The sequence below is a fragment of the Paraburkholderia sp. 31.1 genome, from assembly GCF_014397645.1.
GTDB lineage: Bacteria > Pseudomonadota > Gammaproteobacteria > Burkholderiales > Burkholderiaceae > Paraburkholderia > Paraburkholderia tuberum.
In genome coordinates, this window is record NZ_VZQN01000057.1 from 19,515 (window position 1) to 34,504 (window position 14,990).

14 protein-coding genes and 2 pseudogenes are annotated in these 14,990 nt (G+C 60.5%); 8 read left to right on the forward strand and 8 right to left on the reverse strand.

Annotation, left to right across the window (positions count from 1 at the left end; translation table 11 throughout):
- Positions 1 to 2: 2 nt before the first annotated feature.
- The 4 genes and pseudogenes from hpxZ to F6X37_RS31570 form a co-directional block, all read left to right on the forward strand.
- Positions 3 to 401 (forward strand): oxalurate catabolism protein HpxZ, encoded by a 399-nt coding sequence (gene hpxZ / locus F6X37_RS31555; protein ID WP_187613988.1) that lies wholly within the window; start codon positions 3 to 5, stop codon positions 399 to 401.
- A gap of 84 nt (positions 402 to 485) precedes the next feature.
- On the forward strand, positions 486 to 1,223 hold the full coding sequence (locus F6X37_RS31560; protein WP_244144753.1) for a GntR family transcriptional regulator: 738 nt from the start codon (positions 486 to 488) through the stop codon (positions 1,221 to 1,223).
- 468 nt (positions 1,224 to 1,691) lie between these two features.
- Positions 1,692 to 2,162, forward strand: coding sequence for a YbhB/YbcL family Raf kinase inhibitor-like protein (locus tag F6X37_RS31565; protein ID WP_090811205.1), 471 nt, complete (start codon positions 1,692 to 1,694; stop codon positions 2,160 to 2,162).
- Between the two features lie 51 nt (positions 2,163 to 2,213).
- Positions 2,214 to 2,312, forward strand: a pseudogene (locus F6X37_RS31570) (transposase); the annotation flags it as partial.
- A gap of 55 nt (positions 2,313 to 2,367) precedes the next feature.
- Here F6X37_RS31570 and F6X37_RS31575 read toward each other — a convergent pair.
- Positions 2,368 to 5,148 (reverse strand): LuxR C-terminal-related transcriptional regulator, encoded by a 2,781-nt coding sequence (locus F6X37_RS31575; RefSeq protein WP_187613989.1) that lies wholly within the window; start codon positions 5,146 to 5,148, stop codon positions 2,368 to 2,370.
- A 181-nt stretch (positions 5,149 to 5,329) separates the two neighbouring features.
- Between F6X37_RS31575 and F6X37_RS31580 the strand changes: the two are divergent.
- Together F6X37_RS31580 and F6X37_RS31585 are read left to right on the forward strand one after the other, a co-directional pair.
- Positions 5,330 to 5,983: pseudogene (locus F6X37_RS31580) on the forward strand (IS6 family transposase).
- A 48-nt stretch (positions 5,984 to 6,031) separates the two neighbouring features.
- Entirely contained in the window at positions 6,032 to 6,223 is a 192-nt protein-coding gene (locus F6X37_RS31585; RefSeq protein WP_410451443.1) for an FCD domain-containing protein, read from the forward strand.
- A 302-nt stretch (positions 6,224 to 6,525) separates the two neighbouring features.
- On the opposite strand, the gene F6X37_RS31595 is transcribed toward F6X37_RS31585, so the two are convergent.
- From F6X37_RS31595 to F6X37_RS31610, 4 genes are read right to left on the reverse strand one after another with little or no spacing between them, the layout of a single operon-like run.
- Complete coding sequence (locus tag F6X37_RS31595) at positions 6,526 to 7,398, reverse strand: metal ABC transporter permease (RefSeq protein ID WP_262420097.1); 873 nt, start codon at positions 7,396 to 7,398, stop codon at positions 6,526 to 6,528.
- Between the two features lie 2 nt (positions 7,399 to 7,400).
- Positions 7,401 to 8,312, reverse strand: a complete 912-nt coding sequence (locus F6X37_RS31600) for a metal ABC transporter permease (RefSeq protein ID WP_187613990.1) — start codon at positions 8,310 to 8,312, stop codon at positions 7,401 to 7,403.
- 6 nt (positions 8,313 to 8,318) lie between these two features.
- The gene (locus F6X37_RS31605) at positions 8,319 to 9,140 is read right to left on the reverse strand and encodes a metal ABC transporter ATP-binding protein (protein ID WP_187613992.1); all 822 of its coding nucleotides are present in this window, start codon (positions 9,138 to 9,140) and stop codon (positions 8,319 to 8,321) included.
- A 5-nt stretch (positions 9,141 to 9,145) separates the two neighbouring features.
- Positions 9,146 to 10,162, reverse strand: coding sequence for a metal ABC transporter solute-binding protein, Zn/Mn family (locus tag F6X37_RS31610; RefSeq protein ID WP_262420098.1), 1,017 nt, complete (start codon positions 10,160 to 10,162; stop codon positions 9,146 to 9,148).
- Between the two features lie 225 nt (positions 10,163 to 10,387).
- Here F6X37_RS31610 and F6X37_RS31615 point away from each other — a divergent pair, with 225 nt between their 5' ends.
- Together F6X37_RS31615 and zigA are read left to right on the forward strand one after the other, a co-directional pair.
- Positions 10,388 to 11,395 (forward strand): CobW family GTP-binding protein, encoded by a 1,008-nt coding sequence (locus F6X37_RS31615; RefSeq protein ID WP_187613991.1) that lies wholly within the window; start codon positions 10,388 to 10,390, stop codon positions 11,393 to 11,395.
- A 103-nt stretch (positions 11,396 to 11,498) separates the two neighbouring features.
- Positions 11,499 to 12,689: a zinc metallochaperone GTPase ZigA gene (gene zigA, locus F6X37_RS31620; protein WP_090811193.1), complete on the forward strand. Its 1,191-nt coding sequence runs from the start codon at positions 11,499 to 11,501 to the stop codon at positions 12,687 to 12,689.
- A gap of 80 nt (positions 12,690 to 12,769) precedes the next feature.
- Here zigA and F6X37_RS31625 read toward each other — a convergent pair whose 3' ends face one another.
- The 3 genes from F6X37_RS31625 to F6X37_RS31635 form a co-directional block, all read right to left on the reverse strand.
- On the reverse strand, positions 12,770 to 13,117 hold the full coding sequence (locus F6X37_RS31625; protein WP_090811191.1) for a hypothetical protein: 348 nt from the start codon (positions 13,115 to 13,117) through the stop codon (positions 12,770 to 12,772).
- A gap of 257 nt (positions 13,118 to 13,374) precedes the next feature.
- Complete coding sequence (locus F6X37_RS31630) at positions 13,375 to 13,821, reverse strand: ArsR/SmtB family transcription factor (protein ID WP_262420099.1); 447 nt, start codon at positions 13,819 to 13,821, stop codon at positions 13,375 to 13,377.
- A 332-nt stretch (positions 13,822 to 14,153) separates the two neighbouring features.
- Entirely contained in the window at positions 14,154 to 14,756 is a 603-nt protein-coding gene (locus F6X37_RS31635) for a DUF1326 domain-containing protein (RefSeq protein ID WP_184071866.1), read from the reverse strand.
- Between the last annotated feature and the right edge of the window lie 234 nt (positions 14,757 to 14,990).

The window sequence follows — 14,990 nt, forward strand, 5'->3', positions numbered from 1 at the left end:
CGATGGAAGTGAACCGGCCCGAGATCGTCGCGCAGGTCGCGGCAGCTTTCGAGGCTTACGAGCGAGCGCTCGTCGACAACGACGTCGAGACGATGAACGCCCTGTTCTGGGACGCACCCGAAACGGTGCGCTATGGCATCGCCGACATCCAGCATGGTGGCGACGCGATCCTCCGCTGGCGGGAAACCTGCGTGCCGGTGCCCCGCTCGCGGCGGTTGCACCGCACCGTGGTGACGACGTTTGGCGGCGACTACGCGACGGTGAGCACTGAGTTCACGAGCGACACCACGCCTTTGACGGGCCGCCAGATGCAGACCTGGGCGCGGCTGCAGGAGGCGAACGATGTGTTCGGCGGCTGGACGATCGTGGCGGCGCACGTGAGCCTCATCGAGCCCGTTTAAGGGCGGATAATAGGGAGTTGGCCCCCGTCGCCCACCATTGCACCGACGCGCCGCACCACTCTCGACGTTATCGATACCTGACTCATGGACGACTTGACCGAAGCCGCCGCCGAAGCCCCCGCAGCATCTGGCACGAAGGTGACCTATAGCGCAAACCCCCTTGCCGAGCAGGTGTATCAGCTCATCAAGCAGGACATCTTCAGTTTTCGACTGTTTCCCGGCGACCGCTTTTCCGAAAACGACATTGCCCAACACTACGGCGTGTCGCGCACGCCGATGCGCGATGCGCTGTTCCGTCTCGCGCGCGAAGGCTATCTTGAGGTGGGGTTCCGGCGCGGCTGGAAAGTCTGCGATATCGACTTCAATCAACTCGACCAGTTGTATGACTTGCGCATCGTTCTCGAACTGGCGGCGCTCGAGCGGCTCTCGGGAGCGCCACACGATGCGATGGATGCGTTGCGAGCCGTATGGTGCGTTGACGAACGGGAACGCGAAAGCCGTCCGGCCACGATGTTCGTGCTCGACGAGGGCTTTCACCGCGGCCTCGTGAGTGCTGCCGGCAACAATGAGATGCTGCGCGTGCACAACGAAGTGACCGAGCGCATCCGCATCGTGCGGCGGCTCGATTTTCTCAAGGCGCATCGCACGAGCGCGACGTACGACGAGCATTCGGCGATGCTCCATCTCATCGATCGCGGCAAGTTTGGCGAGGCTGCCATCCTGCTGCGCGCTCACATTACGCAAAGCAAGCTCGAGGTGCGAAAGATCACGCTGTCGATGCTCGCGACTGCGCGCGACGAGAAGCTGCCCTTCGTCAGCTAGAGAGTGCCTTTCCGGGGCTTTGGTGCAACTATCTGGCGATGATAGGGGGCAGCGCAGCGGCGCGGCAATCCAGGCTCGTCCCGCATATTGGGTCGATTGGGGAGTGCCGCACTGCAACAGATGCCGTGGCGATCACGCAAATACGGGGTTTCGGCACGCTGGAGATTGGGAGGATCGTCGACGTAGCCGTTCGGGCTGTAAGCCGCCTTCTCGAGTTGAGCCAGTTCGGCCGCCAATGACTACAATTTAGGGATAGTCGCGTTCCCCAAGGAGGCTGCCATGGCTCAATCAATGATCAGTTTTTGGGTTGGCCTTGTGGTTCTCGTTGTCGTTGCATCGGCCTTGTCCAGGCGCTACAGGCACGATCACCCGGGAGAGAGCCTGAGTCAGTGGCTCGATACACATCATATGAGCTGGATGCATCGCAAGCACTAGCTGGCGGCGCGGGCTGACGCCGAGGAGCGCACCATGGCCTTCACCCTCACCTCACAAGCTTTCCACGAAGGAAGCGAGATTCCTCGGCGCTACACCTGCACGGGCGCGGACGTCTCCCCGCCGCTCTCGTGGTCCGGGGTACCCGCCAACGCGAAAAGCCTCGTGCTGATCGTCGACGACCCCGACGCGCCCGACCCGGCCGCGCCACGGATGACATGGGTCCACTGGGTGCTTTACAACATCCCGACGACGGCTCCTGGTGTTCAGGAGGGCGTCACTGCGGGCGCGCTTCCGGCAGGCACACTTGAAGGCACCAACGACTTCCATCGCACCACGTATGGCGGCCCATGCCCGCCCACTGGCCGTCATCGGTATTTCCATAAGCTCTACGCGCTCGACACCGTGCTGCCCGATCTTCACAAGCCCACAAAGGCGGCGTTGGAAAAGGCGATGCAAGGCCATGTCGTGGCGCACACCGAACTGCTCGGCACATTCAAGAAGTAACACGCAGACCCCTGGACGCTACTTGTCCGGGATTGTCGATTCCGCGTCGATGACAAGAAGCGCATCCAGCAGCTTGAGAAGGAATTGCAGCGCAAGGAGAAGGCGCTGGCCGAAGCGGCTGCGCTTGTGATTCCGAGAAAAAAGTCCAAGCGATCTGGGGATGTCCGCGCCGAATCTGGTGAGGGCTATTGCATATGGCTCGTCACTACATGGCCGCGCGGCCCTCTCCTACCCCAAGTCCAAAAACTCTCTGTACGGCGTCAATTCGCGAATTGACGTCGAGCTTTTCGAAGATATTTTTCAAATGCCACTTGACCGTCTCGGGTGCCAGTTTCAACGACCGGCCGATTTCCTTGTTCGAAAGACCGCGGGCAACGCACTCGAGTACCTCAAACTCCCTCGCACTAAGAGCATCCGGTGACAGCGGCACGGCCTCAACATGCGCGGGCGACGCAGCCGGTGAGTCGCCGAAGGCATCAAAAGCTGTAAGCAGCCTGTCGACATACGCCGTTTCTGCCGTGGAAACATTCGCTGAAGCCAAGCGAAATTGCTGTAGCAACGCGCGCACGGGTGGCCCCTCATCAACGAAGCTGTTAATCATGCCGCTCTGCCTTCCGAGCCGTAGCGCTCGTTCGAGCGCACCAAGCGCCTTTTCGGACGCTCCACATTGCGCGAGCGCGCATGAGAACAGCAAGGAAACCACAGCCTCCGAATAGCGCCTGCCCGTAGCAGCCAGCGTATCAAGCAAAGGTGTGAGAAGCGTGACGGCTTCATCTGCACGATCCCCGGCGATCAGTACGCGAGCCTGCAGGAGACAATAGCTTGTCCAGGTGTCTACCGCGCACCCAGTCCGCCCTTCGCACATCATTGGCACGCTCTTGCTCAGCTCGTCGGCGATCTGCCTCGCTTGAGCAACGTTGCCTTCTACAAGGAGCAATCTTACCGTTTCGGCATCCAGCGCCAACTTCAGACGTAGCCAGTGTCGGGTTACGGCGGCCTGTCGACCGTCTTCGAGAATAGCCAGCGCCGAACCCATCTCCCCGTCGCGCCACAGCAAGCGTGCTGCAGACAGTATATGGCGCATCAAACCAGTTAGCGGCGAGGTTTCCAGTGCAGCGGTCGTGCGGCCCGCGATCATCCTCCGCGCTTCAGGCAGTTCGTTGCACTCATAGTAGATCGCAGCAAGGCAACTGGCCGCCCAGGTTGCGCAGGATGACGAGTGGCCCCATGCTTTTTCGATGCGGTGGAACATCGCCTCAAAAATTCGCCTTGATTCAGACAGCTCGCCATGCACAAATGCAGCAACACCGAACGACGAGCGTCGAAACATATCCGAGTAGTCGGGCTCCTGACCCTGTTCAACTCGCTCGCCGACGGCGTCGCGTATTTCACGTATCTGGTCGAACCTGCCCCTGTGCATCAAGCCGAAGAGCTGCGCGTATTGCGCGCAGCGCTGCACCCAAGGCGCCGTAGGCGCCACTGAGGTTTGAGCAGCATGGCCCAGTTCGAGTGCCCGCTCGCTGTCCTCTACCATAATGGCGATCAGTGCGCTGACCGCGTTGATCTCCGCCAATGCCGCTTCCTCTACCATGCCGGTATCCTTGCGACGCCCCCGAAAGAATTCGTTGGTAACAGCAGCAACCTCCCTCGAGGCGGCGTCCGGCTGAATCGAGAACACGAGCGCCCATGCTTTCGTCAGGCGCAAACGAAGCCGTCTCTGGATGACATCCGGTGGCAGTTTTCCGATCCATCCTAGCAACGTGTTCAACTCACCGCGCTCGAGCATCTCGGTCGCACAGTTTTCAACCCACTGTGCCGCCTGCTCGAGTTCGCCTGCAGCCAAGGCATGTCTGACTGCCTCGGGCCAAAGACGTGCTCCTGCAAACCATTGGGACGCACGACGGTGCAGCAACGGGACGTGTTGCGGCATCTGGCGAAGAAGGCGCCGACGAAGTGCGTCGGACAGGAGCGCATGATAGCGGTACCAGTGCCGTGTTTCATCCAGCGGCCGGATGAACACGCTGTGCCGCTCGAGCCAGTCGAGCTCGCCCCCGCTTCCACTTCCCTTGCCCATGATGGCATCGCACAACTCAGGGGCGAGTCGTTCAAGAATCGACGTGTACAGCAGAAACTTCAGCATATGGAGCGGCAGATGTGCGAGCACGGTATCGTTCAGGTACGAATCGATTCCGGAGCTGACTCCGACCAGCGCACCGGCGACCTTGGCCGCATCGCCCACATCGCGTAGCGCAAGAGCAGCAAGTTGCAAGCCAGCGACCCACCCCTCCGTTGCCTCGTTCAGCAACTCGACACTGGTCCGGTCAAGCGGCACGGTGCCTGTCCGGTCAAAAAATGCCTGCGCATCGGCGATCGAAAAACGGAGATCGTCGACATCAATACGTACTAGTTCCTCTGGAGCTCGAAACTGACCAACTATCAAGGCCGGTTCACCCCGCACCCCGAGCAGGATATGCATGTTCTCGGGGGCATAGCGAAGCAGACGGGAAGTAATCGCAAGAACTGGTTTCGCAGTCAGACGGTCGGCGTCATCCAGCACGAGGAAAACGCGCCTGCCGGATGCAGCGATCCCGTTCAGGAGTATTGAAATGACCGTTCTGATAGGAGTCAGCGGATCGTTATTAAGGATCTGTTGCGCTTGCGAGGCAATTTCCGCCGAGGCCCTGGCGAATGCGGCCACCAGGTAAGCGCAGAACTGCTGCGGATCATCGTCTTCTGCGTCGAGGCTGAGCCATGCAACAACATGCTTTCGCTGCGACAGCGCTTCACACCAACCAGCAAGCAATGTCGTCTTGCCGAACCCCGCCGGGGCGGTCACGACGGTGATGCTGCGAACCGGCTGCTTACGCAACCACTTAAGCAACACGGATCGTTGCACGCAGCCAGACGGAAGACGGGGCGGGAGCATCTTGGTCTGAATCAGCGACACGCTCCATGGGCGATCGGTACTGTCTGAAGACGCATCCATGTTTGTCCTCTACTGGCCCCCAATCCAGAAATAATAGCGCGAAATTTTGCCAGCGCTATTGCTGCGACCCATTGCACACCGCTCCGTCCAGGTCACTCAGCAGACTGACATCAGACCCGCGACCCCGCCGCACCGGTTCTGTTGCAATAGCGGAGGCTGGTATGCTGCGGGACCTAACAGAATGCCGCTCGAGATAATGTTGGTGTGCGTGCGTTGGTACGTGGCCTACCCGCTGAGCTTGCGCAATCTCGAGGAGATGATGGCCGAACGCGGGATCGCGGTCGATCATTCGACCGTGCATCGGTGGGCCATCAAGCTTCTGCCAGTGCTTGAAAAGGCATTCCGCCGCTGCAAGCGCCCGGTCGGCAAGAGCTGGCGGATGGACGAAACCTATGTGAAGGTCCGAGGCACATGGAAGTATCTCTAACGCGCCGTCGACAAGACCGGCAACACGGTTGATTTCCTGCTGCGAGCCAAGCGGGACAAGGAAGCGGCCCGACGGTACTTCGAGAAGGCCATCGATCAGAATGGCGCGCCCGAAACCGTAACCATCGACAAAAGCGGTGCCAATCTGGCCGGGCTGCACGCCGTGAACGCCGAGCGTGAGACGCCCATCAAGATCCGCCAGGCCAAGTATCTCAAGAATATCGTGGAACAAGACCATCGGGCGATCAAGCGACGTACCCGACCCATGTTGGGATTCAAGGATTTCAGTTCTGCCCGCATCTTGTTGAGTGGCATTGAACTCATGCATATGATCGCCAAGGGGCAGATGAGAGACTCCGGCAAACTCAAGCCATCGGCCGCCCGGCAATTCTACTCGCTGGCGATGTAAGCAATCCTTCTCAAATCGCAATCGTCCGCCAAAATCGCCTTACCGCGACTGAACCCGCTACGGGACCGCTCGCGCAGGCTTTTCATGAACGCGACGGAAAACGAAATCCGGCTGACCTGGGAAGAGCACGCTGCGATTCTGCGCGCGGTGCAGTCTGGAGATGCGGCGCTTGCCGCGCTGCTCGCCGAGCGGCACGTCATGCGTGCGGCCCGACATTATCTGGACGCCGTCGCCAGGTAGTGTGATGGCCATTCAGCTTGCGCTCGCCGACCGGTTTGCTCGAAGCAACTTGACCTTTGTAGTAGCTACAGGGTCTATCGTAGTCACCGTGATGAGACGCGTCGAGGTCGAAACGGTGAACTCTTCTCTGCCGCTGAAACTGCGCATCGGGGGCACGGACTGCGCGTCTTGTGCATTGAAGATCGAGAACGCGATGAAGCGGCTGCCAGTCGTGTCCGACATCAACGTTAGCTACGGCCAGGAAAGCCTGACCTCACATTCGACGAGGACCGCACGTCGCTTGCCGCGATTGAGGCCAAGTCTCATGCGCTCGGCTTCACGCCGGTTGGCGGTCCCGTCAGTGAGCCGGCTGGTGCCTCCGAGGCCGGCCGTTCGTCGTGGTGGCGCGCGAAGGCTCGTGCCCGGGTCCACACCTGCCCCACTCCGTAACAGGCGGCCCCAAGCATGCCAACGAAGAAACCGACTGGCCAGTTGGAGACATAGGAGAGGGCGATCGATGTCCACACCGTGACGAGCGAAATTCCAACCGACACGCATATCGCAAGAATCGGCCGGTCAGTCAGCGAGCGGGCCGCAGCCGCGGGTCCAATCATCAGGCTGAACACTAGCAGCGCGCCCACTACCGGGAGCGCCATTGCCGTCGCAAGCGCCAGGATGCTCATGAACGCAAGTTCCATCGCGCGGCTCGATACGCCTCTCGCCTTCGCCAGATCGGGCGATACCGAACTGAGCAGGAGTGGCCGGAAGAGCACAACCGCAACCGCAATCGAGAACCCGCTGATCGCGGCAACCGGCGCGAGATCGGTGTTGCTCACGCCCAGTACTTCGCCGAACAGAAGGGCATAGACCGCTTGTGAATACTCGCTCGTCATGCTCAGGAACAGCGCCCCGAAGCCTAGCAGCGTGACGAGGCACAGGGCGGTTGCGACTTCGTGTCTCCCGCGCCGGCTCAGCCAACTGATTCCGATCACGCCGAGACCAGCGAAGACGATCAGGCCGAAGAGCGGATTGATACCGAGCAGGCTTGCCGCTGCAGCACCCGGAAAGGTGCCGAGCGGCAAGGCGTGCGCGGCGAACGAGGCGCCTCGAATCACCACGAAGAAACCGATGAATCCGGCGACCGCAGCCACGATGCTCGCCACGATCCACGTGTTGGTCATGAAACTGGAGAACATGGTCAGGCCTCACCCGGTTCACGGGCGTTCAGGGCGATCCGCGCGCCCGTTGGGGGCTTCCGTGCAGGTCCGGCGCGACCTGTGATGACATACAGGGCGAAGATAAGCGTCACCACGAAGAAGCTCACTGGCCAGCCGTGCCCGGGGGTCCAGTAGTAGCTGTCGTACGCGAGGAGGATGCCACCCCAGGTCGTGCCCAGGCCGATTAACGCGGACAGACCCGTGGCCCAGCCTGGCCGCTTTGCCACCCTCAAGGCGATCGCCGCCGGACCTATCAGGAGTGCGGTCGACAGGATGGCGCCGACCGTAATAGCTGATAGGGAAACGGCCAGCGCCAATACCAGCAGGTGCAGGAATCCGACCGTCCGTACCCGCACGCCCATGACCGCAGCCAGCTCTGGGTCAACGGAGCTGAGCAGCAAGGGACGATAAAGCACGCCCGCGGCAATCAACGCCCCCGTGCCCACCGCCAGTGCGAGCGGAATGATCGATGCCGGAATGGCGAACATTGATCCGAACATGACGGTGATCGCCGCTCCAGTCGTGCTTTTCGATGTCACGTCGAGGTAAAGAAACAGCGCGGCAAGGCCAAGCCCCGCGCCCAGCACGACGCCGGTCACAAGATCGCGCTCACGGGCGCGGCGCACCCGCACCAGTTCCATGCCGCCCGCTGCCATGACCGCCATGATGAGAAATCCCAGCAACGGGTTGATGCCGAGCAGGAACGACGCAGCACCGCCCGCGCTGCTCACATCGGCCAGCGCGTGGCCGGCGAAGGACTGGCTCCTCATGACGGTGAATACGCCAATTACGCCGGACACGACTGCGGCGCCGCCGCCGACTACCATCGCGGTATGCACCGGTTCGCTGCTAAAGAAGCCCGGTTCAAAGATGAGGGTGAGCAGGGAATCCATCTTGAATCAGGGAACCTGCACAATGTGGGCGGGGTCTCGCCGAACGGCGGCAAGCATTTCGGCCTCGGTGCCGGCGGCAATCACCAGCACGCGGCCGTGCACGCGGACGACATCGATGTGATAGCCGTACAGTCTGCTCAGGACCTCGGTACGCACCACTTCGTCCGTCGCCCCGCTCGCTGCGTGGCCATTGGCGAGGTAGACGATCCGGTCCATCACCGGCAGCAAGGGATTCATGTCATGTGCCGAAAGCAGGACCGCAAGCCCGTGCTCGAGGCTCAGGCGGCGCAACAGCGCGACAATTTCGGCGACGCTGCGCATGTCGAGGTTGGCCAGAGGTTCGTCCAGCAACAGCAGCCGCGGACGGCGAACCAGAGCGTGTGCGATCAGTACCCGCTGCTGCTGGCCTCCGGACAGTTCCCCGATGCGCTGGTCCGCGAAAGGCTCTGCATCCACGACTTTGAGCATCCCGTCGACCGCCTCGCGGCGTTTTTTCGACGGTAACGGCAAGCCGAGCCTATGGCCCTCGAGGCCGAGCGACACCAGATCCCGCGCACGCATCGGGAGGTAGGGGTCGAGCGCGATCTTCTGCGGGACGTAACCCACCGAGGTGAGGCTGCGCGCACCATTGATCCTGATGCTACCTGCACTCGCTACCTGGAAGCCGAGGATCGTACGCAGCAGCGTGGTCTTGCCCGAACCGTTCGAACCGATAAGGCCGCAGAACTCTCCCGCTTCCAGACTGAAACTCACCTCATGTAGCACGCTGTGCCCCGGGAAAGAGACGCTCACCCGGTCGACCGCAAGGACCTCGTTGCCAGGGCACATGCCGCTCACTGCACAGCCTGCAAGGTTTCAGTGGACACTTTGGAAGTCACTGCCTTTTCCAGCGCACTGACTTCCGCCAGCATCCACGACTGGTAAGTAAAGCCGGGGGTTGGCATGGTCTCGTAGACGCCGACCACCGGAATACCATTTTTCCTGGCCAGATTGAGGAACGACTGTGTGAGCGCATCCGTGACCTGCTGGTTGTAGACGAACACCTTGACCTTGTGGTCCGTGAACAGGCTGTTCTGTTTCGTCACGTCCTGCGGAGAGGGATCGGTGCCGTTCATGATCGCCGCCTGCAGGCTGAAGGGTGTGGCGATATCGGTGCCGACCGCTTCGAGCATGTAGTTGGCGACCGGCTCCGTCACCGCGACAGGCGTTTGCGCGTAGTGCGCCTTGAACGATGCAATTGCAGCCAGCCAGGGCTTGAGTGATGCGTCGAACTTCTTCACGTTGGCTTGAAAGTAGGCTGCCTGCGCAGGGTTCAATGCGGAAAGGTCCGCTGCCACTGCCTTCGCAACCGCCGGCATGGTTTTCGGGTCGTACCAGAGATGCGGGTTCGGCGTGCTGTCGGGCAGGCCGAGCAGGTGTTGGGCGTCAATGACCTTGCGTTTGTTGTTGGGCGCGGCTGCGATGATCTTGTCGGCCCAGGCGTCGTATCCCACGCCGTTCTTGACGATCAGATCGGCGGAAGCAAGCTGCGCTGCCACCTTCGGGTTGACCTCGAACGTGTGTGGATCCGTATTGGGATCCGTTTCGATCGCGCTCACCTGAACGTACTTGCCGCCGATCTGGGCGATGACGTCGGCGTACTCGTTTTCGACACCGATGGCGTTGATTACGCCAGCCGCTGCTGATGCCGCCATGGCGCTTCCCTGATGCACGGCAAGCAGTACCAATGCAGCCGAAAGGCTACCGATGGGCTTTAGTGCGGCGCGCCAAACAAACCGGTCTGGCTGTCCTGAACTCCAGGATGCGCGGTGCTGAACGGAGTTGCAAAGCCTGGTGGCGATTTTTTTCATTGGCGTTCCTGGCACGAAAAATAACAATCCGATAGGATTAGATACGTTATAACATAACACATGTGGTGTCCAGCGTTCCCAGCAGACAGACTGGCCGTCCCGGACCGTGGCATCAGCGAAGCGGGCTGTCACCGCATGGGGGCATCTCGACCGTAACCATTTGCTCAGCGCCCGGGCACCTCGACGGGCGAACATGCTTGAGCGTGCCGCTCACAGGAGAATGCAATGCAAGATGCAACCGGCTTCCAGCGTATCCCGACGACCATCCTGACCGGCTTCCTCGGCGCCGGAAAAACGACCTTGCTCAACCGCATCCTGACCGAGCATCACGGCGGACGCGTTGCGGTCATCGAAAACGAGTTCGGCGAAGCGGGCATCGACAACGAATTGCTGGTGCAGGACGGTAACGAGCAGATTGTCGAAATGAACAACGGCTGTATCTGTTGTACGGTGCGTGGCGACCTGGTGCGCATTCTTTCGACGCTCGCCGCGCGACGGGAGACAGGAGAACTCGCGTTCGAGCGGGTCATCATCGAGACAACGGGACTTGCCGATCCGGCGCCCGTCGCGCAAACGTTCTTTGTTGACGATGTCGTGCAGGAGAAATACCTGCTCGACGCCATCGTGACGGTGGTCGACGCACGGCATGGCGGCGAGCAGCTCGACGAACATCACGAAGCGCAGGAGCAGGTCGGATTCGCGGACCGTATCCTCGTATCCAAGGTGGACCTCGTTGGCGAAGAGCAGGCGCAGCAACTGATGCGCCGGTTGCGGCAGATGAACCCGCGCGCGACGATCAGGCCGGCACATTTTGGCGAGACGGACCTGAAGCAACTGCTCGACATCCGCAGCTTCAGTCTGGATGCAATTGTCGACATCGAGCCCGATTTCCTTGAAGACGTTTCGCACGAGCATGACGACGATGTGACGTCCTTCGTCTACCGCACTACTGCGCCTCTGGATCGGGACAAGCTCGAGGCGTTCTTCAGCGCCACGGTTGCGATCTATGGTGCCGCGATGCTGCGCTACAAGGGTGTGCTGAACCTGGCGGGTGTCGACCGTCGCGCAGTGTTCCAGGGCGTACATATGATTTTTGGCGCGGATATCGGTAAGTCCTGGGGCTCGAATGAAACGCGCGAAACCCGGATTGTTTTCATCGGCAAACAGTTGCCACATGATCTTATCAAGGCGGGCCTCGACAACTGTATGGTTGGCGAAGTCCTGCAGAACTGACACGAAGGATCGCGCCTGCTTGCCGCGCACCCGCCTCGGCCAGCAGGCTGGCCGTGTCGATTCATGCGATCTTCTTCACCACGTTTGAGGCTCCACTTTTCCCATGCACAAGCTCCCCGTCACGGTACTGTCCGGCTTTCTCGGCGCGGGCAAGACCTCGCTCCTGAACCACGTCCTGAATAACCGCGAAGGCAAGCGGGTGGCCGTAATCGTGAACGATATGTCGGAAGTCAACATCGACGCTCAGCTGATTCGTGACGGCGGCAGCCAGCTCTCGCACATCGACGAAAAGCTCGTCGAAATGAGCAACGGTTGCATTTGCTGCACATTGCGCGAGGACCTGCTGATCGAGATCCAGCGGCTCGCGCGGGAGAAGCGCTTCGACTATCTGCTGATCGAATCCACGGGCATATCCGAGCCCTTGCCGGTGGCGGAAACCTTCACGTTTCGCGACGAACAAGGTCACAGCCTCTCGGATATCTCTCGCCTGGACACGATGGTGACGGTCGTCGACGCCTATAACTTTGTGCGCGACTACGGTTCCCATGACTTCCTGGCGGATCGCGGCGAAACGATGGGCGGGGAAGACCGCCGCACCGTGGTCGATCTGCTGACCGAGCAGATCGAGTTCTGCGACGTGATCGTGCTGAACAAGACGGACCTTGTGAGCGCAAGCGAGTTGGAGTTGCTCAAAGGCGTGCTGCGGGTGCTGAACGCCCGCGCGAAGATCGTCGAAAGCCGCTTTGGCCAGGTGCCGATCGGGCAGGTTCTCGATACCGGCCTGTTCGACTTCGAAGCCGCTGCGCAAGCGCCTGGGTGGCTCAAGGAGATGCGCGGCGAACACATTCCCGAAAGCGAACAATATGGCATCACCAGCTTCGTCTACCGCGCGCGCCGTCCGTTTCATCCGCAGCGTTTCTTCGACTGGATTCAGAGCGAGTGGCCGGGCGTCGTGCGCTCAAAGGGGTACTTCTGGCTGGCCTCGCGCAACCATGCGGTCGGCGAATGGTCGCAAGCCGGCGCGGTTTCGCGTCACGGACGCGCCGGGACCTGGTGGGCGGCCGTGCCCAGGCACGCCTGGCCGCAGGAGCCCGAAGCACAGGCTATCATCCGAAGCCGCTGGCATGAGCGTTTCGGGGATCGTCAACAGGAGCTGGTCCTGATCGGCACCGGAATGGACGAGGCAGCCTTGCGCGCGTCCTTTGATGCCTGCCTGCTAAGCGAGGACGAACTGGCCCGTGATGAAGTCGAGTGGCACAAATTTACCGACCCGTTCCCTGAGTGGACGCAGTAAGGTGTGTCCACCCAGGCAGTAACCTGGCACCATGCATACTCAATCGTATTGAGGTACTTCGCCTGCCTGGCGCCGGGCACTCAGGCGAGCTCAACCGGGCCGTGGTCGTCGCAATGATCGCCGTGCGGATGGTGCAGGTGGCCGTTGACCAGGTAGTCGACGTGATCGCCGTGCGGTACCGCTTCGTGGCCGCATGCCGGCCCGTGGACATGTCCCGACTCATGACCGCCGCAGTTGGAAGTACATTGATCCGGATTTTTTGCGCTCACCTCCAGCCGGTGTTCGTCCACGTGATCGCCATGGGGATGGTGCAGGTGGCCATCGTGCAGATAGTCAGTGTGATCGCCATGCCTGATCGCAGTGTGTCCGCAGTTCGGACCATGCTGATGGTCATGATGGGCATGATGCGGTTCGTTGCAGGTGCTCATAGCGGTGCTCCTCGACTCACATGATAGTGAACGCATGACGTGGGCTTCGCGGCGTGCCCCCAAATGGGCAACGGTTAATCCGGCCAGATGTTAAAGCGATCCTCCTTACGCACGCCGAAGTCAACGCCCCTTTTTTCCGTCTAGATGATGCCATACCCCCGATGAAGTCAACGCGTCTATGCTTTAATTAACCGGCGCGGTGGGTTCGATAGCCGGAAAACATCGGGGCTTGCCTTGCAGGTCAGCTGCAAAACGCGTCATTCCTCCTTCGGTGGCTCATCAAATTCGGACGGCGGATGCTCACACTCGTGTTCAGCCACGTCGCTGATGACACGCTTTACGTGCTCGTCAGTTGCTACACAGAAAATCTGTTTTCCGCACCGATCGACGCGCAGCACCCGGGCTGCTCGCAAAAGCCGCAGGTGATGGCTGACGAGCGTTTGCGCCAAGCCATATTTGGCCGCGATGCAGGAAACGCACATCGCCACGCGAAGGCATGCTGCAATTATTTTCAGGCCGGTCGGATCGCCCATCTGCCGGAACATCTCTACCAGTTCCGCGACCTGGTCGTCGGTCAACTCGGATGCCTGCATTTTTGCATTCCAAAGAGTCACGTCGCCAATAGATGACGCACCGCCGCATGCACGGAAATACCAAGGTTGCCCGTCTCCTGCCAGGGCCATCGGGATATCGAAGTCGACCAATGGTTCTCGACACATTAACGTGGCCGGGATCCAGGCGCGACGAAAAGGCTATGTACGAAGGGTCGAATTGGGCGATTAGCTATCCGCAACCGAGCGATGGCGGCTGCACCTTCAAGGTAGCCCTTCCATCGGAGCCAGGTCGAACGGCCGCGACGGGTTGGCGGATTCAACCGGTATGGTTCAGATAGCGTGAATACGGTCCTTCATCCAATCCCCACAGTGCTAGCCAGGCCGAAAGCACCGGCCCGGCTAGCAATGGCGGAAAAAGCCCTGAGCGCGAAGCGGACTTGAAGCGGACTTCATCGCGAGGCTCGGTGGCCGTTGGAGGAGAGTCAGGCCTGGAAGTTGAAATGGCCTTGGGTGGCGTTATGACCCGTCAGGTTGAGGTCGACCTTGAGCAGAGGGTTTTTCATCCGGTAAGCGCTCGCTTTGCTGATGATCGCCGGGGAGCATGGTGTCGTCGAGATGGAATTACCGAGAAGCACCGCGGGGGCGCCGCTCGGACTCCAGTACGGCTCGAGTTCCGCATGAATGTCCACGCCAATATCGAGTTTGCCTTTACCGCCCTGAAGGTCGAAGATAATGGGCGCGCGCTCGATCGAGACGATTTTTCCGTACATATGGGCGAAGTCGGCCAGCGGGCCGCCGCGCTCGCCCCGGTAGACGCTGGAGAGCGCCTCAAACTGGACATCGGTGGCCCGGTCATCGATGTACACGGCTACCTGCCAGTTGCCCTGCAGGATATTGCCAGGAATGAAGGTGGCACAGGCCACCGTCAATCCAGAGACCTCAATGTCATCGATCGAGCCCTTGTCGAAGTGGTGGGCGATCGCGGCGCAACAGCTGCCATTGTCGGCGTCCTCACCTATGCAGCAAGGGCAAAGTACGTTGCAATTACACACTTCCAGAATACTGCCGTCGAGTTTGTAGCTCACGTTAGCCTCCTTGCGCCTTTACACCCCTCGCGCCGTCACCTCGCCTTCAACGGCTACTGGCATCAAGAATAGACCATTGATGCTGGCCGGAAAGGCGCGGATTCACACTAGATGCTATGTGGGAGGGCAGTGGCAGTAAGCCCGACTGGAGTAAAACGGGAGTTGCACACTCGTTTTCTCCGAAGGAGCACGCAAATGGATACGCCTGACACAGCCCTCCGTGGGCAGAATACG

Coding starts and splice junctions, on each gene's coding strand:
- F6X37_RS31610 (WP_262420098.1), bottom strand. CDS start 10,162: ATGAAAAAAATCGCCACCAGGCTTTGCAACTCCGTTCAGCACCGCGCA.
- zigA (WP_090811193.1), top strand. CDS start 11,499: ATGCACAAGCTCCCCGTCACGGTACTGTCCGGCTTTCTCGGCGCGGGC.
- hpxZ (WP_187613988.1), top strand. CDS start 3: ATGGAAGTGAACCGGCCCGAGATCGTCGCGCAGGTCGCGGCAGCTTTC.
- F6X37_RS31605 (WP_187613992.1), bottom strand. CDS start 9,140: ATGTGCCCTGGCAACGAGGTCCTTGCGGTCGACCGGGTGAGCGTCTCT.
- F6X37_RS31625 (WP_090811191.1), bottom strand. CDS start 13,117: ATGAGCACCTGCAACGAACCGCATCATGCCCATCATGACCATCAGCAT.
- F6X37_RS31595 (WP_262420097.1), bottom strand. CDS start 7,398: ATGTTCTCCAGTTTCATGACCAACACGTGGATCGTGGCGAGCATCGTG.
- F6X37_RS31600 (WP_187613990.1), bottom strand. CDS start 8,312: ATGGATTCCCTGCTCACCCTCATCTTTGAACCGGGCTTCTTTAGCAGC.
- F6X37_RS31560 (WP_244144753.1), top strand. CDS start 486: ATGGACGACTTGACCGAAGCCGCCGCCGAAGCCCCCGCAGCATCTGGC.
- F6X37_RS31615 (WP_187613991.1), top strand. CDS start 10,388: ATGCAAGATGCAACCGGCTTCCAGCGTATCCCGACGACCATCCTGACC.
- F6X37_RS31575 (WP_187613989.1), bottom strand. CDS start 5,148: ATGGATGCGTCTTCAGACAGTACCGATCGCCCATGGAGCGTGTCGCTG.
- F6X37_RS31565 (WP_090811205.1), top strand. CDS start 1,692: ATGGCCTTCACCCTCACCTCACAAGCTTTCCACGAAGGAAGCGAGATT.